Source organism: Micromonospora sp. NPDC049044, from assembly GCF_040649215.1.
Classification (GTDB): Bacteria; Actinomycetota; Actinomycetes; order Mycobacteriales; family Micromonosporaceae; genus Micromonospora.
In genome coordinates this window covers 20,838-46,230 of sequence record NZ_JBEZFA010000003.1, presented here as the reverse complement: position 1 = coordinate 46,230, position 25,393 = coordinate 20,838, and the positions used below count along the sequence as shown (strand labels likewise).

Here is a 25,393-nt window from a genome sequence, read left to right as displayed (position 1 = left end):
CGACCCCTCCGTGGCAGGCCGGCTCGGCGCGGAGGCCGGGGGGCGGACGTTCCCGCCGCGTTGGGTCTACGGTGAGGGGGTGCACGACGAGCCCATCGACCCGTTCAATGGCGACCCGGCCGATCCGACAGCGGGTCTGGATGACCCGGGCGATGACGCGACGCCGGATCCGCTGACCGACGTCGAACGGCAGGATGTGCTCGAAGACCTCGCCGACCTGGAGATCTACCAGGCCCTGCTGGCCCCGATCGGGGTCCGTGGGCTGGTGATCGAATGCGAGGACTGCCGGGAACCGCACTACTTCGACTGGGACCTGCTCCGCGGCAACCTGCGGCACCTGCTCAACTCCGGTCGACCCCGGGTGCACGAGCCCGCCTACGACCCCGACCCGGATCACTACGTGACCTGGGACTATGCCCGGGGTTACGCCGACGGGGTGCACGACACCCTGACCGAGGGCACCGAGGACGAGCCGGACACCCCGACCGTCACCGATTGACGGGCCCGGCTCAGGCGACCAGGCCGGCCCGGAAACCTGCTGCCACCGCATGTGCCCGGTCTCGAGCGCCGAGCTTGCGGAACAGCCGTCGGGCGTGCGTCTTGACGGTGTCCTCCGACACGAACAGCTCCCGACCGATCTCCGCGTTGCTCTTGCCCTCGGCCATGCCGAGCAGCACCTGAAGCTCGCGCTCGGTCAGCCCGATCGACGCTCGGCTGGGCCGGGCGTTCGGGGCGGGCCGGGCGGGATCGGTCTGATCCGCCGACTCGCCGGTCGCCGACTCGACCTCGTCGTCACCCCGCTGCACCGGCACCGACGGCACCCCCGCCTGCCCCTCGCCGGGCGTGGCCGTCCAGCCGGGATCGCCGGAGCCACGCGAGGACGGCCCGGACCGACCCGAGCCGCCCACCGCCGCGGCGTCCCGGGCCGGATCGGTGACCCGTTGCCGTGACGTCCGGCCGGGGGCGGTGAGCAGCAGCAGCGCCTTCGCCACCGCGCTGGTCAGGTCGTGGTCGACGTTCTGGATGAGACCCCGGGCCCCGGCGCTGATGGTGGCCGCCGCGGCCTCGGACTCTTCGGTGCCGAGCAGCAGCACCGCGGCGTGCGGCGCGCGGGCCAGCACCCGACGGACGAAGCCGGCGCTGTCCGGCCGGGTCAGGGCCGTGTCGGCCAGCACCACGTCAGCCGGTCGCTCGGCGAGCCGCAGCATCACCTCAGGATCGGAGACGGCGGTACGAACGATTGCGGACAACCCCAGCCGCGCGGCAGCAGAAGTAAGGTGCTGGGCCGCGAGCGGTGTTCGAACGCACACAAGGACGGTACGCACTGTGGTCTCCTCTCCGCCAACGAGCAGACCATGACGGGGTCGGCTGAGGAGGGGGTTCCCGGCAATCCTTCGAACTTTTCCGACAGTTGGGGCAAAAGCCGCAATTTCTAGGACGTTTTCGATCACAGATGTGTGAGCCGTCAACGGTCCGGGTACCGGGAGGGCCACAGGCCGGGAACGGTGCGCCTGCGCGGCCCGCCGCCCGGATGCCGGCCACATGGATTTCTCGCGGAGCCGCGCGGGAGGAGGGGTGCTGATGTCGAACGTACGTAGACTGCCCGGGCCCATCGTCGATCTCTGGGACTGGCAGCGGCTCGGTGCCTGCCGAGGTCGGGACAGCGCCCAGTTCTTCCACCCCGACGGCGAGCGAGGCTCCTCCCGGCTGCGTCGGGAGTCGGCCGCCAAGGCGGTCTGCCGCGCCTGCCCGGTTCGGGCCGAGTGCGCCGCGCACGCCCTGTCGGTTCGCGAGCCCTACGGCGTCTGGGGTGGTTTCAGCGAGTCGGAACGGCTCCGACTGCTGGCCGTCGGTTGGGAGGACCTCGCCGACCGCCGGCACGCCCGGGTCGACGTCGCCCGACTGGAGGCCCGACTGGGCAGCCCACACAAGTCGGCCATCCCGATCCAGCAACGCCACGTCGCCTGACCCCACACGTCCCTGATTTCGCGAAACCGCGCTCCCGGTTCGGGGGCGCGGTTTCGCGTCAGCCCACGTGGTGAACCTGCCGCACTGATGGGCGCTTTGTCCGGTCTGAGGGTCGTTGACCTGTGACCGGGTGCACCCGTGGCCCGGAATCATGGCCGGGCCGGGGTCGTTACACACCCTGACGATCGCAGCACCACCGCCCCGCCGCCCCGCCCCCGGGGCTGGAATGCGGGCCGGGGCCTGGTCGTTGCAGTCCCCACGAACGACCGCCCGGTCACCGCCCCACGCGGGTGCCGATGGATGGGCCGCCCCCGGAATGACAGCGGCCCCCCGGTCGTTACACACGGACCCGGCACCGCAAGCCCCCGGGCTCTGCTGGTCGCCGAAAGACTTCCCCCCTTTTGCAGCGCCGGACGAGGTGCTCACATCCGCAGCCCTCAGGCGGGTGTCCTTACCCCCGAAGGAGCTACCCCCATGAACACGATCTTCCGTAACAGCGTGCTGTCCGTTGCTGGTCTCGCGTTCGCCGGTGGTGTGTTCGCCGGCCCGATCGCCGCCCACACCAACGCCGTGGACGCCAAGCCGGTCGCGGTAGCGGTGCAGGCCGACAAGCCGGACCCCGCCAAGCTGATCCCGCACGGCACCCAGGGCAACCAGTCCCACATCGACCTGAACGACGAGCAGACCGCCAACGTCAAGGCGATCATCGCCGCCACGAAGAAGGCCGGTCTGCCGGAGCGGGCCGCCGTGATCTCGATCGCGACGAGCCTGCAGGAGTCGAAGCTGGAAAACCTGGGTCACCTCGGTGACATGAACGACCACGACTCGCTGGGCCTGTTCCAGCAGCGCCCGAGTTCGGGTTGGGGTACGCCGGAGCAGATCACCGACCCCGAGTACTCGACGACGGCGTTCCTGAAGGGCCTGCGTCAGGTTGACGGGTGGCAGGACATGCCGCTGACCGTGGCCGCGCAGACCGTGCAGGTCTCGGCGTACCCGGACGCGTACGCCCAGTGGGAGCAGCAGGCTGCCGACCTGGTCGGCCAGTACTGGAACAGCTGACCCACCGCACGACCCGACCGTTGGCCGGCACCCCACCCGGGTGCCGGCCAGCGGCGTCTTCGGCTGGTCCGCGGCTGGATGCGCGACTCAGCGGGTAACCCCGAGCCGCCCGGATCGGTGACGCTGGGACATCCGACGGGCAGCGTTGGTGGCCAACGCCCCGGCGATCAGCGCGGTCAGCACCCCGACCAGTTGGATGAACTGTCCGGTCGCCACGTCGGCTCCGTGCCGCCCGAGCAGGTTGTCCACCCCGGTCGGGCTGATCAGGAACCCGACGGTCACGAACAGACCCAGCAGCGCGCCCACCGCGGGCGACCAGCGCCACGGTACGAACGCGACGAAGACGGCGCCAGCCAGCAGGATGATCATCCCGGGCGGTACCGCTATGGGGAACTCGACTCCGGCAGCCCACAGCATGGCGATGCCCGCGGCGCCGACGACGAGGCCGGCGATGGTGAAGGTCCGTGCGGTAACAGTCATGACTTCACCCTGTCCCGATACGGTCCGGCCCACGTCCGCCCGGCGACGTCATCGCGGATACGGCAGGCTGCGTACGCCGGCCGCGGGTCAGCGGACGGTGACGGTGACCGTGTGCCAGCCGGTCGCACCGTCCGGGGCGACGTCCTGCGTACGCTCGGTCTGGGTTTCGCCTGTCGCGTCCGTCGCCCGGACCTCGAGCCGGTGCTCGCCCGGCGTGGCGTCCCAGCGCCAGGACCACTGCACCCAGGTGTCCACCGACACGGTCGGGGCCAGTTGGGCCTGCTGCCAGTCGCCGCCGTCGACGCGTACCTCGACCCGGCTGATGCCCCGATGCTGGGCCCAGGCCACCCCGGCGACGGTTACCGGGCCGGCGGTCAGCCGGTTACGACTGCGGGGGGCGTCGATCCGCGACTGGGTCTTGATCGGCCCCTGGGCGGACCAGCCGCGCGGCACCCAGTACGCGTCGAAGTCGGCGAACCGGGTCAGTTCCAGCTCGGTCACCCACTTGCAGGCCGACACGTAACCGTAGAGGCCGGGCACCACCATCCGGACCGGGAAGCCGTGCTCGACAGGCAGTGGCTCACCGTTCATGCCGACCGCCAACAGCGCGTCCCGCCCGTCGCGCAGCGCGGCGGTGGGGGTGCCGCAGGTCCAGCCGTCCACCGACCGGCCGACGACCTGGTCGGCGTCGGCGTCCGGGTCGACCTCGTCAAGCAACTCCCGCAGGGGTACGCCGAGCCAGCGGGCGTTGCCGATCAGGTCCCCGCCCACCTCGTTGGAGACACAGGCCAGCGTGACGTACCGCTCGACAAGTGGACGGGCCAGCAGATCCGCGTAGCTGTAGGTGCGCTCGGTACCGACCCGCCCGTGGATACGCAGCCGCCAGGTGTCCGGATCCACCTGGGGCACCACGAGCGCCGTGTCGATCCGGTAGAACCCGAAGTTCGGGGTGACGTACGGCGCGAGTTGGGTGAGTGCCAGGTCCGCGCCGGCTGGCACGGCCGGTGCGGGGGCCACCGGCGCGGGCAGTCGGATCGCGTCCCGGGCGGCGGACACTCCGCGCCGACCGGCCAGCCACCGGCCACCCAGACCGGCCACCGCGGCGGTGCCGAGCAGTGCTCCGCTGGCGGTGAGGAACCGCCGTCGAGAATCGGGGTCGACCTCCGCGGGACCGGCCGGCCCGGCCGGGGTCACCGGCACGGGCGCGGGCGCGGCGGGCGTCACCGGCACGGGCGGCGTGGGCGTGGTCGGGGCGGATGGCGTGCTCGGGGCGGGGGGTGACCAGGGCCAGGGGTTCAGCTCGAACGGGCCGGCGATGAACAACCAGAGCACCAGGGCACCCAGCCCGGCACCGACAAGCGAGGGCAACGCGTCGGCCGCGTCCGCACCGGAGCGGGTCACGGCGGCGGCCACGCCGATGGCACCGAACGCGGCGATGCCGGCGAGGCCGAATGCCAGCCGGCGGGCCGCCAGCATGCCGAACAGTGCGGCGAACGCTCCGAGCAGCAGGCCGGTGCCGACCAGCAGTGCGATCTTGTCGGCGGTGCCGAAGAGGTCGATGGCGAACTGCTTGAGCGACTCGGGGACGGCGTCGACGACCACCCCGCCGACCGCTACCACTGGCGCGGACCGGGGGCCGGTCAGCACCGCCACCGGCTCGGCGATTCCGATCGCGACGGCGGCGGCGGTCACTCCGGCCAGCGCGGCGTACCGCCGCGACGTGCTGCTCATCGGCCCAGTGTGCGCGATCATCCTGCCCGGTAGCCAACAACGTCAGCGTTCGGTAAGGACCTGAGCAGACGAACGGGGCACGCCGTCGTCCGACGGCGTGCCCCGCAACGGGTGTCGCTACCGGTCAGAAGCCCGGGCCGTGCTGGTGGCCGTGGCCGTGACCGCCACCGGCGGCGGCCGGCTCGGCCTGCTCCGGCTTCTCGACCACGAGGCTCTCCGTGGTGAGCAGCAGACCGGCGATCGAGGCGGCGTTGGTGACCGCGTTGCGGGTCACCTTCACCGGGTCGATGATGCCGGCCTTGACCAGGTCGACGTACTCGCCCTTGGCGGCGTCGAGGCCGTTGCCCCAGTCCAGGTCGGCGACCTTCTGCGTCACCACGTAACCGTCGTGGCCGGCGTTCTGGGCGATCCAGCGCAGCGGCTCGACGAGCGCCTTGCGGACGACCGAGACGCCTACCTTCTCGTCACCGGTGAAGCCCAGGTCGTCGTCGAGCACCGAGAGGATCTGCACCAGGGCGGCGCCGCCGCCGGGCACGGTGCCCTCCTCGACCGCAGCCTTGGTCGCCGCGATGGCGTCCTCGATGCGGTGCTTGCGCTCCTTCATCTCGACCTCGGTGGCCGCGCCAGCCTTGATGACGGCGATGCCACCGGAGAGCTTCGCCAGCCGCTCGGCCAGCTTCTCCCGGTCCCAGTCGGAGTCGGAGGCCTCGATCTCCTTGCGGATCTGGGCCACCCGGTCGGCGACATCGGCCTTCTGGCCGCCGCCGTCGACGATCGTGGTGTTCTCCTTGTCGACCACGATGCGCCGAGCGGTGCCGAGCACCTCCAGGCCAACCTGGTCGATCTTGTAGCCCAGCTCCGGGGCGACCAGCTCGGCGCCCGTGGAGATCGCGATGTCCTGGAGCATCGCCTTGCGCCGGTCACCGAAGCCCGGGGCCTTGACCGCGCAGACCTTGAGGGTCTTGCGCAGCGAGTTGACCACCAGGGTGGAGAGCGCCTGGCCGTCCACGTCCTCGGCGATGATCAGCAGGGGCTTGCTGTTCTGCAGGACCTTCTCCAGCAGCGGCAGCAGCTCCTCGATCGCCGAGATCTTCTGGGTGGTGACCAGGATGTACGCGTCCTCAAGGACGGACTCCTGGCTCTCCAGGTCGGTGACGAAGTTCGGCGAGATGAAGCCCTTGTCGAACTGGAGACCCTCGGTCACGTCCAGCTCGGTGGTGAGCATGGAGCCTTCCTCGACGGTGATGACACCGTCGCGGCCGACCCGCTCCATCGCCTCGGCGATCAGGTCGCCGATGGTGGCGTCCTGCGCGGAGATCGTCGCCACGTTCGCGATCGACTCCTTGCTGGTGACCTCGGCGGCACGGCCGAGCAGCGCCTCGGAGACCTTGGTGGCCGCCGCGTCGATGCCCCGCTTGAGGCCGGCCGGGTTGGTCCCGGCGGTCACGTTGCGCAGGCCCTCGCGGACCATCGCCTGGGCGAGCACTGTCGCGGTGGTGGTGCCGTCGCCGGCGACGTCGTTGGTCTTGGTCGCCACCTCCTTGACCAGCTGCGCGCCAAGGTTCTCGTACGGGTTGGTGAGCTCGATCTCCTTGGCGATGGTCACACCATCGTTGGTGATCGTCGGCGCACCGAATTTCTTGTCCAGGACGACGTTGCGCCCGCGCGGGCCGAGGGTGACCTTGACCGCGTCAGCGAGGGCGTTGACACCGTGCTCCAGCAGGTGCCGGGCGTCGTCCGAGAAGCTCAGGATCTTCGCCATAAATGTCCCTTCGAAGCGCCATTGCCCCGGCCCGGCGAGCCGGACCGGGGCAGTGACACTGATCGGTTGCTTACTTCTCGATGACCGCGAGGACGTCGCGGGCGGAGAGCACCAGGTACTCCTCGCCGGCGTACTTGACCTCGGTGCCGCCGTACTTCGAGTAAAGGACGGTGTCGCCGACCTGCACGTCAACCGGAACCCGGTTGCCGTTGTCGTCGACGCGCCCCGGGCCCACAGCGAGGACGGTGCCCTCCTGCGGCTTCTCCTTGGCGGTGTCGGGGATCACGATGCCCGACGCCGTGGTGGTCTCAGCCTCGTTCGCCTGGACCACGATGCGGTCCTCGAGCGGCTTGATCGCAACCTTGGTCGCGGTAGTCACGGGCATACCCTCCTGGGGTACTGGTTTCGTTGCTGGCCGGCGGGGCCGACCAGCGTCAATCTGCCTCATGCCACCGGGCGGGGCCGTCGTCGCGGGTGCCGGTCCGCCTGGCGTGCGCACCCGGGTCGCGAGACCCGGAAGCTGGCACCCTCAGGGTGAGAGTGCTAATCGCAGGTTATTCCGTGGCTAGCACTCCGTCAAGGAGAGTGCCAACGCGCCGCTGTCCGTGTCGCCACAGTTCCGCCAGTCGTTACCGCAACACGCCGGTAGCGCCTCGTCCCGGCGTGGCCGTCTCCCTACCGTCGGTTGCCATCACCGGAAGCTGCGGAAAGGGAGCCGAGTGTCCCGGATACCCACCCTGACGTTCCTGCTCGAACAGCTACGCCGCGCACGCCAGGCGCGCGGGCTCAGCCAGGATGAGCTGGGCAAACTGGTCAACTACTCATCGTCGTACGTGAGTGCGGTCGAGACCGGCCAGAACCCGGTCAAGCCGGATTACGTCGCCCGCGTCGACTCGACCCTGGACACCGGTGGTCTCTTCGTCGGCATGCTGGAGCTGATCCGCTTCCACGCCGCGCCCGACTGGTTCCGCCCCTGGGAGGACAACGAGCGGGAGGCCGCGGCGCTGCGCTGGTACGACCCGGCCGTGATTCCCGGCCTGTTGCAAACCGAGGGGTACGCGCGGGCGATGCTCGGAGTGCTCGGCGAGCTGACCGCCGAGCAGGTCGAGACGCGGGTGGTGACCCGGCTCGCCCGGCAGGCCGTGCTGACCGCCGACCCTCGTCCGCACCTCGTCGCGGTGCTGGAGGAGCACACGCTGCGCCGGCAGCTCGGCGACCGGAAGATCATGCGCGAGCAGCTACAGCACCTCCTGGCGGTGAGCACCGAGCCGAACGTGCAGGTCCGGGTCGTGCCGGCCGACGCTCCCTGGCACATCGGGCTCCACGGCCCGTTCATCCTGGCCCGGCTCGGCAACGGGGCCGAGCTGGCCCACCTGGACAACCAGCTCCGGGGGCAGACAGTGGACGGCCCGAACGACGTTGCCGCCCTGGAGCGCCGCTGGGAGACTGTGACCGGTGAAGCGCTGCCATGCCGGCAGTCCGCCCGGCTGATCGAGGAAGTGGTGCAGACATGGACCTGACCCACGCCACCTGGCGCAAGTCCTCCCGCAGCAACGCAAACGGCGGCGCGTGCGTCGAGGTCGCCGACAACCTGCCCGGCATGGTCGCCGTGCGCGACAGCAAGGACCCGGCCGGGCCGGCACTCACCTTCACCCCGGCGAGCTGGCGAGCCTTCATCACCGCCACCCCGACCGGCTGACACCACACCCGACACCGGCCGCACCCCCGCCAGATGCAGCCGGCCGACACCAACATCCCCGCCCGACGCGGCCGGCCGACACCAACACCCCGCCCGACGCAGCCGGCGACACCAACATCCCCGCCGACACCCGCCCCGGTGCCCGCAGGCGTTCACCGCGGCAGAGCCGGCCGCCCGGAGCCGGCCGACTGGCACCACCGTCCCGGCGGCCGAGCCGGGCCGGGACAATGGCCGGGTGGATCTCGATCAGCTGGCGGCGCTGCGTACCCCCGAGGGGTCGGCGGCGCTCACCGCGGCGGCCGAGCTGGCCGGCGGTGATCCGCTGACCGCGGCGTCGGCGCTGCGCGCGGCCGGGGTGCCGCCGACGCTGGCCGCGGCGGCGCTCACCCAGGCCGAGCTGCGGCACCGGGCGGTCGGCAAGTTCGGTCCGGCCGCCGCTGCCATGTTCCTCACCCGCCCCGGGCTGGAGCAGGCCACCCGCCGGGTGGTCGCCGACCATCGGGCCGCCCGGCTGTACGCGGCAGGTGTGCGCACCCTTGGCGATCTGGGCTGCGGCCTCGGCGCGGACGCGCTGGCCGCCGCCCGCGCCGGCATCCGGGTGTACGGGGTGGAAGCCGACCCGGTGACCGCCGCGATGGCCGCCGCCAACGCGGAGGCGGCCGGACTGGCCGAGCTGTTCACAGTCGAGTGCGGGGATGCCACAGCGTTCGACGTCTCCCGCGTCGACGGGGTGTTCTGCGACCCGGCCCGCCGCGCCAGCGGCACCGGGCGACGGATCTTCGACCCGCGCGCCTACTCGCCACCGTGGGACTTCGTCACCGGGCTGGCGGAGCGGGTGCCGCGCACCGTGGTGAAGGTGGCGCCGGGCCTGGACCACGCGCTCATTCCCGCTGGCGCGGAGGCGGAGTGGGTAGGTGTTGACGGCGACCTGGTGGAGGCCGCGCTCTGGTGCGGCGAGCTGGCGGAGGTGCCCCGCCGCGCGACCCTCTACCGCCAGCAGGGCGTCGAGACCCGTCGCCACCAGCTCACCGGCTCGGGTGCCGACGAGGCACCGGTCGGGCCGCCCCGGCGTTACCTGTACGACCCGGACCCGGCGGTGGTCCGCGCGCACCTCGTCGCCGAACTGGCCGGCGACCTGGACGCCACCCTCGGCGATCCGAGCATCGCCTACCTCTATGCGGACCTGCCGACCCGCACCCCGTACGCGCGCTGCCTGGAGATCACCGACGTGCTGCCGTTCTCGCTCAAGCGCCTGCGGGCGCTGCTGCGGGACCGCCGGGTGGGCCGGGTGGAGATCCTGAAGCGGGGTTCCGCGCTGACGCCGGAGCAGCTTCGGCGGGACCTGCGGCTGGCCGGCGACGAGGCGGCGAGCCTGGTGCTCACCCGGGTCGCCGGCGCACCGACAGTGCTGATCGGTCGGCCGGTCGACTAGCGTCGGCGGGGTGGCAGGACAGGGCACTCCGGCAACGGCACTGTTGGTCAAGCGCGGCGTGGCGCACCGCACCCACCCCTACCGGGTGGACCCGGACGCCCCGAACTACGGCGCGCTGGTGGCGGTGGCGCTGGGCGTGCCACCGGAGCGCGTGTTCAAGTCGTTGGTGACCGCTGTCGACGGCGCGTTGACAGTGGCTGTCGTGCCGGTCACCGGCGAACTGGATCTGAAGGCGCTCGCGACGGCGGTCGGCGGCAAGCGGGCGGCGCTTGCCGACCGGGCCGTGGCCGAACGGGCCACCGGCTACGTACGCGGTGGGATCAGCCCGCTCGGGCAGCGCAAGCGACTGCCCACCGTGCTGGACGAGTCCGCGCTGGAATTCCCGACGATCTACGTCTCGGCTGGTCGGCGCGGTCTGCAACTGGAACTGGCAGCGGCGGATCTGATGGCGCTCACCGACGCCCGCACCGCCCCGTTGCAGACCCGCTGACGACTCTCGTTACGTCGATCCCACCGTGGGATACCCAGGGAGTAACAGTCGCGTTGCTGAATTGTTATCGCTCCCAACAAACTTGGCACCTGCGCGGTCTTGTGGAGGCGGTGTGACCCGAAATACGTTGCCGGACACAACAAAAACAACACCTCCCCCACCCCCGAAAGGACCCTGCACATGCGTAAGGGGATCCTCACCATCGCCGCCGTGGGCCTGCTCACGACCGGCGGCTTGACCGCCTGTGGCGACGACTCCGGCGACAAGGCCGCCTCCGCCAAGACTCCCAAGATCGGCGTGATCCTCCCGGACAGCAAGTCCTCGGCCCGGTGGGAGACCGCGGACCGTCGGTTCCTGGAAGAGGCGTTCAAGGCCGCCGGCGTCCAGTACGACATTCAGAACGCCCAGAACGACAAGACCGCCTTCCAGACCATCGCCGACCAGATGATCACCGGTGGCGTCACCGCCCTGATGATCGTCAACCTGGACTCCGGCACCGGTAAGGCCGTTCTCGACAAGGCCAAGTCGCAGGGCGTCGCCACCATCGACTACGACCGACTCACCCTCGGCGGCTCCGCCCAGTACTACGTCAGCTTCGACAACGAGAACGTCGGCAAGCTCCAGGGCGAGGGCCTGACGAAGTGCCTGACCGAGAAGGGCGTCAAGAACCCGGTCGTGGCGTACCTCAACGGCTCCCCCACCGACAACAACGCCACCCTGTTCAAGGCCGGCTACGACTCGGTACTCAAGCCGAAGTTCGACAGCAAGGAATACGTCAAGGGCCCCGAGGACGCCGTGCCGGCGTGGGACAACGCCCAGGCCGCGACGATCTTCGAGCAGCAGCTCACCAAGGCCAACGGCAAGATCGACGGCGTGCTGGCCGCCAACGACGGTCTCGGCAACGCGGCCATCTCGATCCTGAAGAAGAACAAGCTCAACGGCAAGGTGCCGGTGACCGGGCAGGACGCCAGCACCGAGGGCCTGCAGAACATCCTCGCCGGTGACCAGTGCATGACCGTCTACAAGGCCGTCCGGGAAGAGGCCAAGGCCGCCTCCGACCTGGCCATCGCGCTCGCCAAGGGCGAGAAGAAGGACACCGGCCAGTCGGTGAAGGACGGTGACCGGGACGTCCCCTCGGTGCTGCTCACCCCGAAGGCCATCTACAAGGACACCGTCAAGGACGTCATCGCCGACGGCTACGTGACCAAGGAGACGGTCTGCACCGCGGCGTACGCCAAGTTCTGCGGCGAAGCCGGCATCAGCTGACCCACGCCGCAGTACCCGCCGCGACGACAACCGCCGCCCGGCACGGGAGCACCTCTCCCGTGCCGGGCGGCGCCCGCCGGACGGGCCCCGACACTCCCTTAAGAAGGAGACCCCCGTGTCCGCGACCCCCCTGCTGGAACTCCGCGGGATCGACAAGAGCTTCGGTCCCGTCCAGGTGCTCCGCGACGTCGCCCTGACCGTCCACCCGGGCGAAGTGACAGCGCTTGTCGGCGACAACGGCGCCGGCAAGTCGACCCTGGTGAAGTGCATCAGCGGCATCCACCCCACCGACTCCGGCGAGTTCCTGTTCAACGGTGAACCGGTGCACATCGGCAGCCCCCGCGACGCGGCCGCGCTCGGCATCGAGGTCGTCTACCAGGACCTCGCGCTCTGCGACAACCTGGACATCGTGCAGAACATGTTCCTCGGCCGGGAGAGGCGCAGCGGCATCGTCCTCGACGAGCCGACAATGGAACAGCTCGCCGCCGAAACCCTTGCCGGCCTCTCCATCCGCACCGTCACCTCGCTGCGCCAGCACGTGTCGAGCCTCTCCGGGGGTCAACGCCAGACCGTGGCCATCGCCAAGGCGGTGCTCTGGAACAGCAAGCTGGTCATCCTCGACGAGCCGACCGCCGCGCTCGGCGTGGCACAGACCGCCCAGGTGCTCGAACTGGTCCGCCGCCTCGCCGACAACGGCCTGGCCGTGGTGCTCATCTCGCACAACATGAACGACGTCTTCGCCGTCTCCGACCGGATCGCCGCGCTGTACCTCGGCCAGATGGTCGCCCAGGTGAAGACCACAGACATCACCCACGCCCAGGTGGTCGAGCTGATCACCGCCGGGCGCTCGGGCGGGCTCGGCCTCGCCACCGACCCGGGCAGCAACGGCGACGGCCCGCAGCCGGCCGACTCGATCTCAGGAGGCGTCCGATGACCACCACCGCCGTGCGGAAGGACGGCCCCGCGGCCGTCACACCGCCGCCGACCGTCGGGGGCCACGTCCGCAACTACTTCAGCCGGGTACGCGGCGGCGACGTCGGCGCGCTGCCGGCCGTGCTCGGCCTGATCGTGCTCTGCACCGTCTTCGGGATCATGCGGCCGTCGTCGTTCCTGTCGGCCGGCAACTTCGCAAACCTCTTCACCCAGGGCGCGGCGGTCACGCTGATCGCGATGGGCCTGGTCTTCGTGCTGTTGCTCGGCGAGATCGACCTCTCCGCCGGCTTCGCCAGCGGCGTCTGCGCGGCGGTGCTGGCCAATGTGGTCACAGTGCTCGGCTACCCCTGGTGGGTCGCCGTGCTCGCCGCGGTCGCCACCGGTGTGGTCATCGGCACCACGCTCGGCATGCTCGTCGCGAAGATCGGCATTCCGTCCTTCGTGGTCACCCTCGCCGGCTTCCTCGCCTTCCAGGGCGTCGTTCTGCTGCTGGTCAAGGAGGGCACCAACATCTCCGTGCGCGACGAGGTGCTTGTCGCCATCGCCAACCGCAACCTCACCCCCACGCTGGGCTGGGCGCTGACCGCCCTCGCGGTCGTCGGCTACGGGGCGGTGCAACTGCTGCGTCACCGCACCCGGGTGGCCCGCGGTCTGATCACCGACCCGATCGCGGTGGTGGCACTGCGGATCGGCGGGCTCGCCGTCATCCTCGTCACCGCGGTGTACGTGCTCAACCTGGAGCGCAGCCGCAACGTCCTGATCAGCTCACTCAAGGGTGTGCCGATCGTGGTGCCGATCATCGCGGTGCTTCTGGTGGTCTGGACCTTCGTCCTCCAACGCACCAGCTACGGCCGGCACATCTACGCCGTGGGCGGCAACCGGGAAGCCGCTCGCCGGGCCGGCATCGGCGTCGACCGGATCCGGATCTCGGTCTTCGTGATCTGCTCGTCCATGGCCGCCATCGGTGGCATCGTGGCCGCCAGCCGGGCCAACTCGGTCGACCCGAACACCGGGGGCAGTAACGTACTGCTCTACGCGGTCGGCGCGGCCGTGATCGGAGGCACCAGCCTCTTCGGCGGCAAGGGCCGCGTCCTCGACGCCGTACTCGGCGGCGCGGTGGTCGCGGTAATCGAGAACGGAATGGGCCTGATGGGTTACACCGCGGGAGTCAAGTACGTGGTCACCGGCGTCGTGCTGCTCCTCGCCGCCAGCGTCGACGCGCTCTCCCGCCGCCGCGCGGCAGCAACCGGCACCCGCTAACCGCGCGGGAGGTAACACCACGATGCGCCCAGGACCGAGTCAGGATGACGTCCGACGGCAGAACCTCGGGGCCCTGCTACGGCACGTGCACGTCCACGGGGCGACGACGCGCGCCGAACTGACCACCACACTGGGCCTCAACCGCAGCACCATCGGCGCGCTCACCACCGACCTGTCCGCAGTGGGGCTGGTCAGCGAGGGAGCGCCAAAGGAAACCGGCCGGGCCGGCCGACCGTCACTTGTCGTCCGGCCCGAGTCGGCCCGGGTGTACGCGTACGCGTACTCCGTCGAGGTGGACCGGTTGCGCGCGGCCCGGATCGGACTGGGTGGCGCGGTCCTGGACCGCCGGGAGCTGGACCGACCGCGCGGCCTGCTGGCCGCGGAGGCCGCGCCGCTGCTGGCCGGCGCGCTCAAGGAGATGCAGCAGACCGTGCCGCCCGGCGCGATCTGCGTCGGTGCCGGCGTCGCGGTCTGCGGCATGGTCCGCCGGGATGACGGCCTGGTCCGGCTCGGGCCGACCACCGGCTGGGTGGACGAGCCGATCGGCGCGGCGCTCGCCGCCGAACTGGGCGTCGAGGTGCCGGTCACGGTGGGCAACGTGGCGGACGTCGCGGCGTTCGCCGAACACGCCCGGGGGGTCGCGGCCGGCTGCGACAACGTCCTCTACCTCTACGGCGACGTCGGCGTGGGTGCCGGCATCATCGCTGGTGGCCGCCGGCTGACCGGCCACGGCGGGTACGGCGGCGAGGTCGGCCACATGAAGGTGGTGCTCGACGGCAGGCCCTGTGAGTGCGGCTCCCGGGGCTGCTGGGAGACCGAGATCGGTGAGCACGGTCTGCTCCGTGCCGCCGGACGCTCCGACGCCCGAGGCCCCGACGCGCTGCTCGCCGTCTTCGAAGCCGCCGACCGTGGTGACGCCCGCGCCCAGACCGCGGTCCGCCAGGCCGGTGACTGGCTCGGCTTCGGGCTGGCCAACCTGGTGAACGTCTTCAACCCGGAAATGGTCATCTTCGGGGGTACCATGCGCGACCTCTACCTCGCCTCGGCCGCCCAGGTCCGCAGCCGACTCAACGCGAACGCGCTCGCCGCCTGCCTGGAGCACGTCCGGCTGCGCACGCCGCAGCTGGGCGAGGACGCCCCCCTGATCGGGGCCGCCGAGTTGGCCTTCGAACGACTCCTCGCCGACCCCCTCGACGTGGGCTGATCCCGCGTACGCTGTCCAGCGTGGATGTCGAGCTGCGCGCTTCCGACGACGACCGCAACCGGGTGGTCGCCGAGCTGCACAAGCACACAGCGGCGGGCCGGCTGACCCTCGACGAGTTCTCCGAGCGGGCCGGTGCGGTGTGGACGGCGCGCACACTCGGTGACCTGGCCGCCCTGACCCGCGATCTGCCGGTCCTGCCCGGCCCGCACGCCGACAGCGACCAGCCCGGCGGGCACGGGCGTCGGGAGCTGCTGATCCTCTTCGCCGCTGCCGCGCTGACTCTGCTGCTGCTCGGCGGCTTCCTCAACGTCACCCGCTGATCCGCGGCGCGTCGCGATGAACTGATCGCGTGATCAGTCCGTACCAGTGGTCGGACGGGCAGTCGGCAGAAGGTGGCTGCCCGGTTCAGACGCGTTTCGGTCCGGACCGAGGAGGCCCCACAGACATGGCACCGCTCAGCTCCGCCCGTCGCCGACTGGGCAACCGGACCCACCGAGCGGCGTTGCTGCTCATCGCCATCGTCGCGGCGGTCGGTGTCCTGCCCGGCGTGGCCATCGCCGCGCCGGCCGGCGGTCAGCAGCTCAACGCCGCCGACATGACACTGCTCAACGGGGTCCGGTTGGCCGGGCTGTGGGAGATGCCGGCCGGCCAGATGGCCGCCGAGAAGGGCCAGTCGGCAAAGGTACGGGAGATCGGCGCCGGCATCGCCAGCGAGCACCAACGGCTCGACCAGCTCACAGTGGACGCGGCGAACAAGTTGGGCGCGACCATCCCCAGCGAGCCGACGGCCGAGCAGAAGGGCTGGCTGGCCGAGATGCAGAAGGCCTCCGGCGCCCGGTTCGACCAGATCTTCGTCACCCGGCTCCGGGTCGCCCACGGCAAGATCTTCCCGGTGATCGGCGCGGTGCGGGCCAGCACCCGGGACGCCACGGTCCGCAAGCTCTGCGAGGACGCCAACGGCTTCGTCATGCACCACATGCAGATGCTGGAGAGCACCGGGCTGGTCCGCTGGCCGGAGCTGCCGCCGGCCGCGCTGCCCGCGCCCGGTGAAGACGGGCTGCTGGCAGCCGCCGCCGCCAACGCCGGCCCCCAGGTCGGCGTCAGCAGCACAGTGGTCTGGTTGGTCTTCCTCGCCGCGCTGGGCACCGGCGGAATCGCCACGTACCGGATGCTGCGCCGCAGCTGACATCGCCAGTTGGTGGCTCGCCTCAGCGGTCGACCTGGGTGAAGTCCCAGGAGTGCGGAGCGCGGGCCACCAGCAGGGCGGGCGGATCGGGCAACGGGCGCGGGCTGCTGCGCCACTTGGAGATGACCACCACCCGGTGATCGGTGGAGGAGAAGACCTCGCTGGAGACGTGCAGCGGGTCGTGCTCCAACTCCGGCAGGGCGGTGTCACACACCCAGGTGATCAGATCGGCGACCCCGTACGCCTCGGCCCGTGCCTCCCACATCCGTACGATCATGTCCGGTGCTCCCGTCACACGCTGACCGTGGTCAACGGCAGTGCCGAGTCAGCCGGAAGATCCAGTTGGCTGGGCGCGACCCCGGCGGCGGCCAGGTGCGACCCGAGCGCCGCCACCATCGCCCCGTTGTCGGTACACAGCTTCGGCCGGGGCACCCGGACCCGGATGCCGTACTTCTCGGCCCGCTGCTCGGCCATCGCCCGCAGTCGCGAATTCGCCGCCACTCCCCCGCCGATCACCAGGGTCTCGATGCCCTGCGCACGGCAGGCGGCGAGCGCCTTGCTTGTCAGCACGTCGCAGACCGCCTCCTGGAAGGACGCGGACACGTCGGCCACCGGCACCGGCTCACCGGCCCGCTCACGCGCCTCGACCCACCGGGCCACCGCGGTCTTCAGCCCGGAGAACGAGAAGTCGTACCGGTGGGCGGCGAGATCCTTCGCCGCGGTCAGACCGCGCGGGAAGGTGATCGCGGCCGCGTCACCGGCCCGAGCCTCCCGGTCGATCGGTGGACCGCCCGGAAACGGCAACCCCAGCAACCGGGCGACCTTGTCGAACGCCTCGCCGGCCGCGTCGTCGATGGTGGCGCCCAGCGGGGTGACACCCCGGGCCAGGTCGTCGACGAGCAGCAGGGACGAGTGCCCACCGGACACCAACAGCGCGATTGCGGGTTCGGGAAGCGGCCCGTGCTCAAGGGTGTCCACCGCGACGTGGGCGGCGAGATGGTTCACGCCGTACACGGGCTTCTCGGCGGCGAGCGCGTACCCCTTCGCGGCGGCGACACCGACCAGGAGAGCACCGGCCAGCCCCGGCCCGGAGGTGACAGCTATCGCGTCGATGTCGGCAAGGGTGACACCGGCCTCGGTCAGGGCCCGGTCCATGGTCGGCACGATGGCCTCCAGGTGGGCCCGACTGGCCACCTCCGGCACCACACCCCCGAACCGGGCGTGCTCCTCGACGCTCGAGGCGAGCGCGTCGGCAAGCAGGGTGTGCCCGCGCACGATGCCGACACCGGTCTCGTCGCAGGAGGTCTCGATGCCCAGGATCAGCGGTTCGTCAGCCATTGTGGTGTGGTCCGTCCCCGGTCGGCTCGGCGTCGCGCCGCATCACCAGCGCGTCGGTGTTGCTCGGTTGGTAGTAGCCCCGCCGCACCCCGATCGGCTCGAACCCGTAGGTCGCGTAGAGCCGCTGAGCTGCGGCGTTGTCCGCGGCGACCTCGAGCAGGGTGCTGCGGGCGTTACGTCGGGCCGCCTCGGCCAGCAACTCCTCCAGCAGGGCGCGGCCGACACCGCGCCGCTGGACGTCCCGACGCACGGCGATGTTCTGGACCCACACCTCGCCCGGCGGAACACCGGCGAGCCCGGCGTAACCGAGCACCGCACCGTCCGCGTCGACGGCGACCCGGTAGTGGTGCCCGTTGGCCAACTCGTTCCAGAACATGGCCGGCGACCACTGCTCGGCGCCGAATAGGTCAGCCTCGATCGGTAGCACGTCGTCGATGTGCCACCAACGGAACGGTTCGAGCCGTACCGCTGTCATGGCAGGACCGGTTTGCGGCCGGTCGCCGCCACCGCGTCGGGCCGCCGCAGGTAGAGGGGCGTGAGCCGCTCACCGGGGGCACCCGCCCGGATCCGCTCGGCCGCGAGCAGCGCCAGCACTGTGGCGTCCGGGTACCGGGGCTCGACCCGGACGGGCAGGTCCAGGACCTCGGCGTACCGGTGCGCCCCGTCGCCCACCGCGATGGTCGCGCCCAACTCCCGGGCGCGCGCGGCGGCGACCGCCGGCGTGGACACCTCGGGGCCGACGATCCGCTCGCCGGCGCCGTCGTAGACAGCCCAGTAGAGCTCCTTGCGCCGGGCGTCGCTGGCGGCCAACACCGGCTCACCGGACGCCGCCGGGTAGCCGATGCCGTCGAGCGAGCAGACGCCGTACGTGGGGATGCCGAGCACCTGACCCATTGTCGCGGCGGTGACGAGGCCGACCCGTAGCCCTGTGAATGGCCCCGGGCCGAGCCCGGCGACGATCGCGCCCAGGTCGCGCGGGCGGGCCCCGGCGTCGGCCAGGACCGCATCCACCTGGGGCGCGAGTAACTCACCGTGCGCGCGGGCGTCGACCGTGCACCGGTGCGCCCGCGACGCCACACCGTCTGCCAAGACCTCCACCAGCGCCGCGGTGACCGCGGGGGTCGAGCTGTCCACCACGAGTACGAGCACGGTAAGCCAGCCTAGCCGCCCCCGCCGCAGCCCTCGGTCACGCCCCGCCCCGCCACCCCGCAGCGCGCAATGGCCGGCGGCGCGCGTTGGCCGACGGCGCATGCGGCGCGTGGTCGCAGATGCACTGGTGAGCGTGATTCCGCTGGGGCATCTAGATGCCCCAGCGGAATCACGCTCACCAGGACAAGGCGCTCCCCCCGAGACACCAACTCAGTCAGCAATCCGCCTCAGCGGTGTCGTTACCAATTCGGCTGGTTCACCATGCCAGGATGTCGTTCGCTCGCCTCGTCGCCCTACTCGGCGCCACGGTGCGACACGAGCGGCAACTACGCGAACTGACCCAGCGTCAACTCGCCGAACTCGCCCAGGTCAGCCAGACAACGATTGCCCGGATCGAACGTGGCGACCGTGCACCGAACATCCCGGTGCTCGAACGACTGCTCGCCGCGATGGACGTGCAGCTGGTCGTCGGGGTCGAACCGCTGGACGCGCACCTCGACGCCAGCATCGACGACCTGGCGGCGCGCCCCATCGCCGAGCGGATCGAGAAGCTCGGCCTTGATGACCTGTTGGACCGGCTGCCTGACTTCCCGCAGGTGATCACCGGAAGTACCGCCGCGGCGCTGCAGGGCGCACCCGTGCCGGTCGACGCGCTGGAGATCGCCCTGCGCTGGCAGGACTCCCAGCTGTTCACCCGCTGGCTGGAGAACAACTACGGCCAGCGGTGGAACGCCCACTGGGGTGAGTTCGGCGGAGTGTGGTTGGAACCGGAGGAGCCGGGCGAGCACCGATGGTCAACCACGTACGGTGAGGTCAGGGCCACCATGTGCGATGAGCTGCCCGAGACGATCGAGGTGCGCCACGGTCAACGGAATTACCAGGTGGTGCCGCTCGTCGAGTTGGAGCTGACCGACACCCGGGCCGCCGAGTTGCTGCGCCGCTATCGGGACCGCCAGCCGACCCGCGACAGCTGAGCTCAACCAGCGGTGCGCTCCCAGTCGATGGTGGGCAGGCCGGCGTCGGCGAGCGCCTTGTTTGCCGCGCTGAACGGACGGCTGCCGAGGAAACCACGCGGGTTCATCGGGCTGGGGTGGCCAGCCTCCAGCACCACGTGGTGGGGATTGGTGACCAGGGCTGCCTTCTTGCGGGCGTAACCACCCCAGAGCAGGAAGACCACCCGCTCCGGCGACGCGTCAAGCGCCCTGATCGTCGCGTCGGTGAACTCTTCCCAGCCGGCGTTGGCGTGCGAGCCCGGGGTGGCCTGGCGGACGGTCAACACGGCGTTGAGCAGCAGCACGCCCTGGGCGGCCCAACCGTCGAGGTTGCCGCTGCGCGGCTTGGCCACGCCGACGTCCTCGCCCAACTCCTTGAAGACATTGCGCAACGACGGCGGCACCGGCACGCCGGGACGGACGCTGAAGCTCAACCCGTGTGCCTGCCCGGCCCGGTGGTAAGGGTCCTGCCCGAGGATCAGCACCCGGGTGCCCTGCGGCGGGCAGAGCCGGTAGGCCGAGAACAGATCCTCAAGCGGCGGGAAGACGGTCTGCGTCGCGTATTCCCGGGAGACGAACTCGGCCAACGCGGCGGTGCGGGCCGCGTCCAGGTGTGGGGTGAGCACGGCACGCCACTGCTCCGGCAGCAGAGCCAGCAGGTCAACGGCGGGGGCATCGTCGGGCATCAGGAACCTCTCACAGCACGGGTCGGTCCCCCGCACTCTAGGCATCCGGTACGACAGCGGCCGACCGACCTAACCCAGATCGGCGAGCCGCCGGGCCCAGTCGCCACCGACCGGGTCCAGCTCGACGATCCGGGTGTCGTCGTCGCGGCGGTCGATGCGGACCCGCAGGTGCGCGTCGACCAACTGCTCCACCAGGCCCTCACCCCACTCCACCACAGTCACCGAATCGTCCACCGAGGCGTCGAGGTCCAGGTCGTCGATCTCGGCGCGCGGGTCGGTGGCGTCACCCAGCCGGTACGCGTCGGCGTGCACCAGAGCGACCCGGCCGCCCCGGGCCGGATCCGGGCGATGCACCCGGGCGATCACGAAGGTCGGCGAGGTGATGTCGCCGACCACCCCGAGCCCGGCACCCACGCCCTGCGTGAGCGCGGTCTTACCGGCACCCAGCGGACCGGTGAGCAGCACCAGGTCCCCGGCCCGCAGCAGCCCGGCCAGGCGGCGGCCGAACTCCCGGGTGTCCTCGACGGTCGGCAGCTTGACGACGTGACTCACCGTTCCTCCGGCTTTCCAAGTGATTCGAGGAACCGCGCGAGCGCGGCGTTCACCTCGTCAGCGTGTTCCAACATCACCACGTGACCGCTGTCCTTGATCTTGACGAACTCGGCGTGTGGCAGCCGTCGGACGATCTCCTCGGAGTGCACCACCGGGGTGATCATGTCCTTGTCACCGACCACCACCAGCACCGGCGTCGCGGCCAACGCCGCGAGAGCCGGGAAACGCGAGTGGGTGGCCAGGGTCCGCAGGTAGCGGGTCACCGTGTCGGCCGACGTCCGGGAATTCATCGTCTCCACGTAGGACACCAGCGTCGGGCTGGGCTTGCGGGTGCCGAAGCCGTACCTGCGGGTCAACAGCCAGGCCACGTTCGACGTCGACTTGCGGGCCTTGTCGATCACCGGCCCGCCGTACCGGGTGGCGTTGCTGACCATGTACAGCACCGGACCACCGACCCGGCCGAGCAGCGCGGGCGCGACCAGCTTGGTTTCCGCGACGAGCCCACCCGACGTGGCCATCAGGACGGTGCCCACCACCCGGTCACCGAACAGCTCCGGAAACAACTCGGCGAACGCCATGATGGTCATGCCGCCCATCGAGTGGCCGACAAGCACCAGTGGCCCGTCCGGGGCGGTTCGGTCGATCACCTGGCGCAGCGTCCGGCCGAGCACCGTGAGGTCGTACTCCCCACTCTCCAGCCGACCGGACCGACCGTGACCGGGCTGGTCGTACGCGACGATGCGGTAGTCACCGCGGGCGGCGAGCATCTGGCGCTGGAAGTGGAACGTCCCCATGTCCAGGCAGAAACCATGCACCAGCACCACGGTGGGATGCCCCGGCACCGGCCTGGTCGGCTCGACCACCTCAACGTGGATGTCCGTGCCGTCCGGCAACGCCAGGCGGAGCGCCTCGTCGTACCGCTGCTCGCCGAACATCTCGTGCGCGTAGCGGTCGGTCGGGTCGGCCTTGAGCCGGCGGACCAGGGTGCGCTCGGTCGCGACGCCGGCCGCCAGGCCCGCGGCGGCCACCCCCACCGCGGCGCCGACGATCCCCGCGACCCGGCCCACCGCGGTCCGCGGACGCGGAATGCGGTAGCTCATGGCCGCTCGCCGTCATAGACCCGGGGCACCCGGGTGCTGCCGAACCGGGTCACGATCTCGTAGTTGATCGTGCCGACCGCCTCGGCCCAGTCGTCGGCGGTGGGCTCGCCGTCCGCGCCGCTGCCGAAGAGCGTCGCCACGTCGCCGTCCGCCACCGGGTCGTCGCCGCAGTCGAGCACGAACTGGTCCATGCAGACCCGCCCCGAGATCGTCCGCCGTACGCCGCCGAGCTGCACCGGCCCGGTGTTGGAGGCGTGCCGGGGAACCCCGTCGGCGTACCCGAGCGGAACCACAGCCAGGTTCGCCGCGGATTCGGTGGTGTAGGTGTGCCCGTAGGAGACCCCGGTGCCGGCGGGGACCCGCTTGGTGAGCATCACCCGGGCGCGGGCGGTCATCGCCGGGCGCAGCCCGTACGTCTCGCCGGCCACCGGGGAGAGCCCGTAATTGGCCAGACCGGGGCGGACCAGGTCGAAGTGGGTGTCCGGGCGGGTCAGGGTGGCCGCCGAGTTGGCGAGGTGCCGCCAGCGCGGTCGCAGCCCGGCCCGCTCGACCATGGCCAGCCCCTCGTGGAAGACGGCCAGCTGACGGTCGATGGTGGGGTGACCGGGCAGGTCCGCGTACACGAAGTGGCTCCACACGCCGACCACCTCGACCAGGCCGTCGGCCTGCGCCTTCGCGGCGGCGTCGAGCAGCGCCGGCCAGTCGGCGACTGTCGCCCCGCCCCGGGACAGCCCGGTATCGATCTTCAGGTGCAGGCGGACGGGGCGCCCGGCGAGCCGGCTCGCCTCGATCATCTCGGCCAGCTGGGACAGGCTGGCCGCGCTCAGGTCCACCCCGGCGCTGACCCCCTCCTGCAGCGGCAGGCCGGGCGCGAGCAGCCAGGCCAGCACCGGCGCGGTCACGCCGGCCCGACGCAGGGTGAGCGCCTCGTCGAGGGTGCAGACACCGAGCCAGTCCGCGCCGGCGTCGAGCGCGGCGCGAGCGGCCGGAAGCATCCCGTGGCCGTACCCGTCGCCCTTGACCACCGCCATCAGCTCGGCGGTGGTGCCGGAGCGGAGAATGCTCACGTTCTCGCGGATCGCATCAAGATCGACGCGTACCTCGGCCTGCCACATGCGCCCAGCCTACTTTCCGCGGAGATCAGCGCGGGCGGCGACGCACGTCCCGGGCGGTCGATCCGGTCGTTCCGCCCGGGACCGACCTGATCAGGACAGTCGGGCGACGACCGGGCGCAGCGCCGTGACCACGTCGGGCGCGGTCACCGGCCCGCTCCGGGCCGCCTCCCGGCCGGCGAGCCCGTGCAGGTACGCGGCCGCGGCCGCGGCCCGATCGGCGGGCACCCCGGCCGCCAGCAGTGAGCCGAGCAGACCGGCCAGCACGTCGCCGGTGCCCCCGGTGGCAAGTGCCGGGGAGCCGGTCGGGTTGACGTACGCCCGACCGTCCGGCGTGCCGATCACCGTGCGGTCGCCCTTTAGCAGCACCACCGCCTTCATCCAGGCGGCCAGTTGCAGCGCGGCGCCGACCCGGTCGGCGCCGGGCTCCGCACCGCGGAGTCGGGCGAACTCGCGGTCGTGCGGGGTGACCACGATCGGCGCGTCCCGACCGCGTAGTTGGTCGGCGAGTGAACCGTCCACCAGCAGCGTCAACGCGTCGGCGTCGAGCACCACCGGCACCGGGGCGGCCAGCACGGCGCGCAGCTCGGCCGCCGCGCCGGCCCCGGTGCCCAGCCCTGAGCCGCAGACCCAGGCCTGCACCCGACCCGCGTCGGCGACCCGGTCGCTGGCGATCACCGAGGGGTGCTGGTGCAGCACCTCGGCGCGGGCGCTGCCGGCGTAGCGGACCAGACCGGTCGGCCCGGCCAGCGCACCGCCCACGGAGAGCACCGCCGCACCCGGGTAGGTCGCCGAGCCGGTGGCCACCCCCACCACACCCCGGGTGTACTTCTCCGACGCCGGACCCAGCTCCGGCCACCAGTCGACCACGTCGGACCACTCGGTGACCCGCAGCGCCGGGGTGCCGCGCAGCCACGGCTCCAGCCCGATGTCGACAAGCTCCACCTGCCCGGCCAGGGCGGCGGCCGGCCCGACCACCAGGGCGGGCTTGAGCGCGCCGAACGCCACCGTCACGTCGGCGTGGACCGCGTCCGGCCGGCCGGACGCGGTAAGTGGCACGTGCCCGGTGTCCACCGCCACCCCGCTCGGCACGTCCACCGCCAGCACTGTGGCCCGGCCACCGTCGCGTCCACGCAGCGCACCGAGCCGCTGCGCCACAGCGTCCGCGCCGGCCCGCAGCCCGCCGCCGCCACCGATGCCGACGATGCCGTCGAGCACCAGGTCGACCGGGCCGGCGGGCTGGTCCACGAGCCGGCCGCCGGCAGCACGCAGCGCGGTCAACCCCGCCGCGTGTGCCCGCCCGGGAGTGAGGAGCAGTGCGGAGACCTGGACACCTCGACGGGCCAGCCGCTCCCCGGCGTACAACGCGTCACCGCCGTTGTCGCCGGAGCCGACAAGCAGCAGCACCCGGCTGCCGTAGACGCCGCCGCGCTCGGCGAGCAGCAGCGCGGCCCGGCGGGCCAGCCCGGCGGCGGCCCGCTGCATGAGCGTCCCCGCCGGCAGCGTGCCCATCAGCCCCGCCTCGGCCGCCCGTACGTCGGCCACCCGCCACACCGCTCTCATGCCACCGTCTCCCCACTCGTTCGCGGGTGGACCCGACCGGTCCGCCCGGTCGACGTCACCGTTCCGCGACCACCATCGCCGACGCGATCCCCCCGTCGTGCGACAACGACAGATGCCAGTGGTTGACCCCGCGCGCCTCGGCCGCCGCCGCGACGGTGCCGGCGACAGCCAGCCAGGGACGGCCATCCGGGTCGGCCCTGATCTCGCAGTCGTGCCAGCGCAGCCCGGCCGGGGCACCGAGCGCCTTGGCCACCGCCTCCTTGGCGGCGAACCGGGCGGCGAGCGACTCCGGCCGGCGCGGGTGGCCGGAGCGGGTCTGCCGCTCGGCGGTGGTGAAGAGCCGGTCGGCGAGCAGCGGCGTGCGTGCCAGGGCCCGGGCGAACCTGTCGACCAGGACCACGTCGATGCCGACGGCGACGATCACCACCACA

General features: G+C 71.6%; 29 protein-coding genes. 14 read left to right on the top strand and 15 right to left on the bottom strand.

From position 1 onward, the window contains the following. The first annotated feature begins 79 nt into the window (after window positions 1-79). Window positions 80-499, top strand: coding sequence for a DUF5319 domain-containing protein (locus AB0B85_RS03060; RefSeq protein WP_357402954.1), 420 nt, complete (start codon window positions 80-82; stop codon window positions 497-499). A 10-nt stretch (window positions 500-509) separates the two neighbouring features. Here the strand turns inward: AB0B85_RS03060 and AB0B85_RS03055 are convergent, their stop codons facing one another. Further along, a complete protein-coding gene (locus AB0B85_RS03055; RefSeq protein WP_357402952.1) occupies window positions 510-1,325 on the bottom strand; it encodes a response regulator transcription factor in 816 nt (271 codons plus the stop codon). Between the two features lie 256 nt (window positions 1,326-1,581). On the opposite strand from AB0B85_RS03055, the gene AB0B85_RS03050 reads away from it, so the two are divergent. Continuing rightward, entirely contained in the window at window positions 1,582-1,968 is a 387-nt protein-coding gene (locus AB0B85_RS03050) for a WhiB family transcriptional regulator (protein WP_357402950.1), read from the top strand. 474 nt (window positions 1,969-2,442) lie between these two features. After that, a complete protein-coding gene (locus AB0B85_RS03045) occupies window positions 2,443-3,027 on the top strand; it encodes a hypothetical protein (RefSeq protein WP_357402948.1) in 585 nt (194 codons plus the stop codon). An 87-nt stretch (window positions 3,028-3,114) separates the two neighbouring features. Here AB0B85_RS03045 and AB0B85_RS03040 read toward each other — a convergent pair whose 3' ends face one another. The 4 genes from AB0B85_RS03040 to groES all read right to left on the bottom strand — a co-directional run bounded on the left by AB0B85_RS03040 (window position 3,115) and on the right by groES (window position 7,385). Further along, on the bottom strand, window positions 3,115-3,507 hold the full coding sequence (locus AB0B85_RS03040; protein WP_357402946.1) for a hypothetical protein: 393 nt from the start codon (window positions 3,505-3,507) through the stop codon (window positions 3,115-3,117). A gap of 87 nt (window positions 3,508-3,594) precedes the next feature. Continuing rightward, window positions 3,595-5,238: a molybdopterin-dependent oxidoreductase gene (locus tag AB0B85_RS03035; RefSeq protein ID WP_357402944.1), complete on the bottom strand. Its 1,644-nt coding sequence runs from the start codon at window positions 5,236-5,238 to the stop codon at window positions 3,595-3,597. A gap of 124 nt (window positions 5,239-5,362) precedes the next feature. Beyond that, a complete protein-coding gene (gene groL, locus AB0B85_RS03030; protein WP_357402942.1) occupies window positions 5,363-7,000 on the bottom strand; it encodes a chaperonin GroEL in 1,638 nt (545 codons plus the stop codon). 70 nt (window positions 7,001-7,070) lie between these two features. Then, window positions 7,071-7,385, bottom strand: coding sequence for a co-chaperone GroES (groES, locus tag AB0B85_RS03025; RefSeq protein ID WP_030330046.1), 315 nt, complete (start codon window positions 7,383-7,385; stop codon window positions 7,071-7,073). Between the two features lie 334 nt (window positions 7,386-7,719). Between groES and AB0B85_RS03020 the strand changes: the two genes are divergently transcribed. The 10 genes from AB0B85_RS03020 (at window position 7,720) to AB0B85_RS02975 (ending at window position 16,470) form a co-directional block, all read left to right on the top strand. Continuing rightward, the gene (locus tag AB0B85_RS03020) at window positions 7,720-8,520 is read left to right on the top strand and encodes a helix-turn-helix transcriptional regulator (protein WP_357402940.1); all 801 of its coding nucleotides are present in this window, start codon (window positions 7,720-7,722) and stop codon (window positions 8,518-8,520) included. After that, window positions 8,511-8,699 carry a DUF397 domain-containing protein gene (locus tag AB0B85_RS03015; protein WP_357402938.1) on the top strand — a complete coding sequence of 63 codons (189 nt, stop codon included), beginning with the start codon at window positions 8,511-8,513 and terminating at the stop codon, window positions 8,697-8,699. Before AB0B85_RS03020 ends, AB0B85_RS03015 begins: the two co-directional genes overlap by 10 nt. A 235-nt stretch (window positions 8,700-8,934) precedes the next feature. Further along, the gene (locus AB0B85_RS03010) at window positions 8,935-10,131 is read left to right on the top strand and encodes a methyltransferase domain-containing protein (protein ID WP_357402936.1); all 1,197 of its coding nucleotides are present in this window, start codon (window positions 8,935-8,937) and stop codon (window positions 10,129-10,131) included. Window positions 10,132-10,141: 10 nt separating this feature from the next. Continuing rightward, the gene (gene ybaK / locus AB0B85_RS03005; RefSeq protein WP_357402934.1) at window positions 10,142-10,621 is read left to right on the top strand and encodes a Cys-tRNA(Pro) deacylase; all 480 of its coding nucleotides are present in this window, start codon (window positions 10,142-10,144) and stop codon (window positions 10,619-10,621) included. 180 nt (window positions 10,622-10,801) lie between these two features. Beyond that, window positions 10,802-11,887, top strand: coding sequence for a substrate-binding domain-containing protein (locus AB0B85_RS03000; RefSeq protein ID WP_357402932.1), 1,086 nt, complete (start codon window positions 10,802-10,804; stop codon window positions 11,885-11,887). Window positions 11,888-12,002: 115 nt separating this feature from the next. Next, window positions 12,003-12,821, top strand: a complete 819-nt coding sequence (locus tag AB0B85_RS02995; protein WP_357402930.1) for an ATP-binding cassette domain-containing protein — start codon at window positions 12,003-12,005, stop codon at window positions 12,819-12,821. Continuing rightward, the gene (locus AB0B85_RS02990; RefSeq protein WP_357402928.1) at window positions 12,818-14,080 is read left to right on the top strand and encodes an ABC transporter permease; all 1,263 of its coding nucleotides are present in this window, start codon (window positions 12,818-12,820) and stop codon (window positions 14,078-14,080) included. The genes AB0B85_RS02995 and AB0B85_RS02990 overlap by 4 nt, the downstream gene beginning before the upstream one ends. A 22-nt stretch (window positions 14,081-14,102) precedes the next feature. Next, complete coding sequence (locus AB0B85_RS02985) at window positions 14,103-15,284, top strand: ROK family protein (RefSeq protein ID WP_357402926.1); 1,182 nt, start codon at window positions 14,103-14,105, stop codon at window positions 15,282-15,284. 20 nt (window positions 15,285-15,304) lie between these two features. Further along, window positions 15,305-15,604: a DUF1707 domain-containing protein gene (locus AB0B85_RS02980; protein ID WP_357402924.1), complete on the top strand. Its 300-nt coding sequence runs from the start codon at window positions 15,305-15,307 to the stop codon at window positions 15,602-15,604. A 125-nt stretch (window positions 15,605-15,729) separates the two neighbouring features. Further along, window positions 15,730-16,470, top strand: a complete 741-nt coding sequence (locus AB0B85_RS02975) for a DUF4142 domain-containing protein (protein WP_357402922.1) — start codon at window positions 15,730-15,732, stop codon at window positions 16,468-16,470. A gap of 22 nt (window positions 16,471-16,492) precedes the next feature. On the opposite strand, the gene AB0B85_RS02970 is transcribed toward AB0B85_RS02975, so the two are convergent. Genes AB0B85_RS02970 through tsaB form a run of 4 tightly spaced genes read right to left on the bottom strand, consistent with a single transcriptional unit; the run spans window position 16,493 to window position 18,957 of the window. Next, window positions 16,493-16,747: a hypothetical protein gene (locus tag AB0B85_RS02970; RefSeq protein WP_039906914.1), complete on the bottom strand. Its 255-nt coding sequence runs from the start codon at window positions 16,745-16,747 to the stop codon at window positions 16,493-16,495. A 14-nt stretch (window positions 16,748-16,761) separates the two neighbouring features. Next, the gene (gene tsaD / locus AB0B85_RS02965; protein WP_357402920.1) at window positions 16,762-17,808 is read right to left on the bottom strand and encodes a tRNA (adenosine(37)-N6)-threonylcarbamoyltransferase complex transferase subunit TsaD; all 1,047 of its coding nucleotides are present in this window, start codon (window positions 17,806-17,808) and stop codon (window positions 16,762-16,764) included. After that, on the bottom strand, window positions 17,801-18,283 hold the full coding sequence (gene rimI / locus AB0B85_RS02960; protein ID WP_357402918.1) for a ribosomal protein S18-alanine N-acetyltransferase: 483 nt from the start codon (window positions 18,281-18,283) through the stop codon (window positions 17,801-17,803). Before rimI ends, tsaD begins: the two co-directional genes overlap by 8 nt. Then, on the bottom strand, window positions 18,280-18,957 hold the full coding sequence (tsaB, locus tag AB0B85_RS02955; RefSeq protein WP_357402916.1) for a tRNA (adenosine(37)-N6)-threonylcarbamoyltransferase complex dimerization subunit type 1 TsaB: 678 nt from the start codon (window positions 18,955-18,957) through the stop codon (window positions 18,280-18,282). The genes rimI and tsaB overlap by 4 nt, the downstream gene beginning before the upstream one ends. 269 nt (window positions 18,958-19,226) lie before the next feature. Between tsaB and AB0B85_RS02950 the strand changes: the two genes are divergently transcribed. After that, a complete protein-coding gene (locus AB0B85_RS02950; RefSeq protein WP_357402914.1) occupies window positions 19,227-19,931 on the top strand; it encodes a helix-turn-helix transcriptional regulator in 705 nt (234 codons plus the stop codon). A gap of 2 nt (window positions 19,932-19,933) precedes the next feature. On the opposite strand, the gene AB0B85_RS02945 is transcribed toward AB0B85_RS02950, so the two are convergent. From AB0B85_RS02945 to AB0B85_RS02920, 6 genes are all read right to left on the bottom strand, one after another. After that, the gene (locus AB0B85_RS02945) at window positions 19,934-20,635 is read right to left on the bottom strand and encodes a uracil-DNA glycosylase (RefSeq protein ID WP_357402912.1); all 702 of its coding nucleotides are present in this window, start codon (window positions 20,633-20,635) and stop codon (window positions 19,934-19,936) included. Window positions 20,636-20,704: 69 nt separating this feature from the next. Beyond that, window positions 20,705-21,187 carry a tRNA (adenosine(37)-N6)-threonylcarbamoyltransferase complex ATPase subunit type 1 TsaE gene (gene tsaE / locus AB0B85_RS02940; protein ID WP_357402910.1) on the bottom strand — a complete coding sequence of 161 codons (483 nt, stop codon included), beginning with the start codon at window positions 21,185-21,187 and terminating at the stop codon, window positions 20,705-20,707. After that, window positions 21,184-22,287 (bottom strand): alpha/beta hydrolase, encoded by a 1,104-nt coding sequence (locus AB0B85_RS02935; protein WP_357402907.1) that lies wholly within the window; start codon window positions 22,285-22,287, stop codon window positions 21,184-21,186. The genes tsaE and AB0B85_RS02935 overlap by 4 nt, the downstream gene beginning before the upstream one ends. Next, a complete protein-coding gene (gene alr / locus AB0B85_RS02930) occupies window positions 22,284-23,402 on the bottom strand; it encodes an alanine racemase (RefSeq protein WP_357402905.1) in 1,119 nt (372 codons plus the stop codon). Before alr ends, AB0B85_RS02935 begins: the two co-directional genes overlap by 4 nt. A 90-nt stretch (window positions 23,403-23,492) precedes the next feature. After that, the gene (locus AB0B85_RS02925) at window positions 23,493-24,962 is read right to left on the bottom strand and encodes an NAD(P)H-hydrate dehydratase (protein WP_357402903.1); all 1,470 of its coding nucleotides are present in this window, start codon (window positions 24,960-24,962) and stop codon (window positions 23,493-23,495) included. 55 nt (window positions 24,963-25,017) lie between these two features. Then, on the bottom strand, window positions 25,018-25,386 hold the full coding sequence (locus AB0B85_RS02920; protein WP_357402901.1) for a holo-ACP synthase: 369 nt from the start codon (window positions 25,384-25,386) through the stop codon (window positions 25,018-25,020). Window positions 25,387-25,393 lie beyond the last annotated feature (7 nt).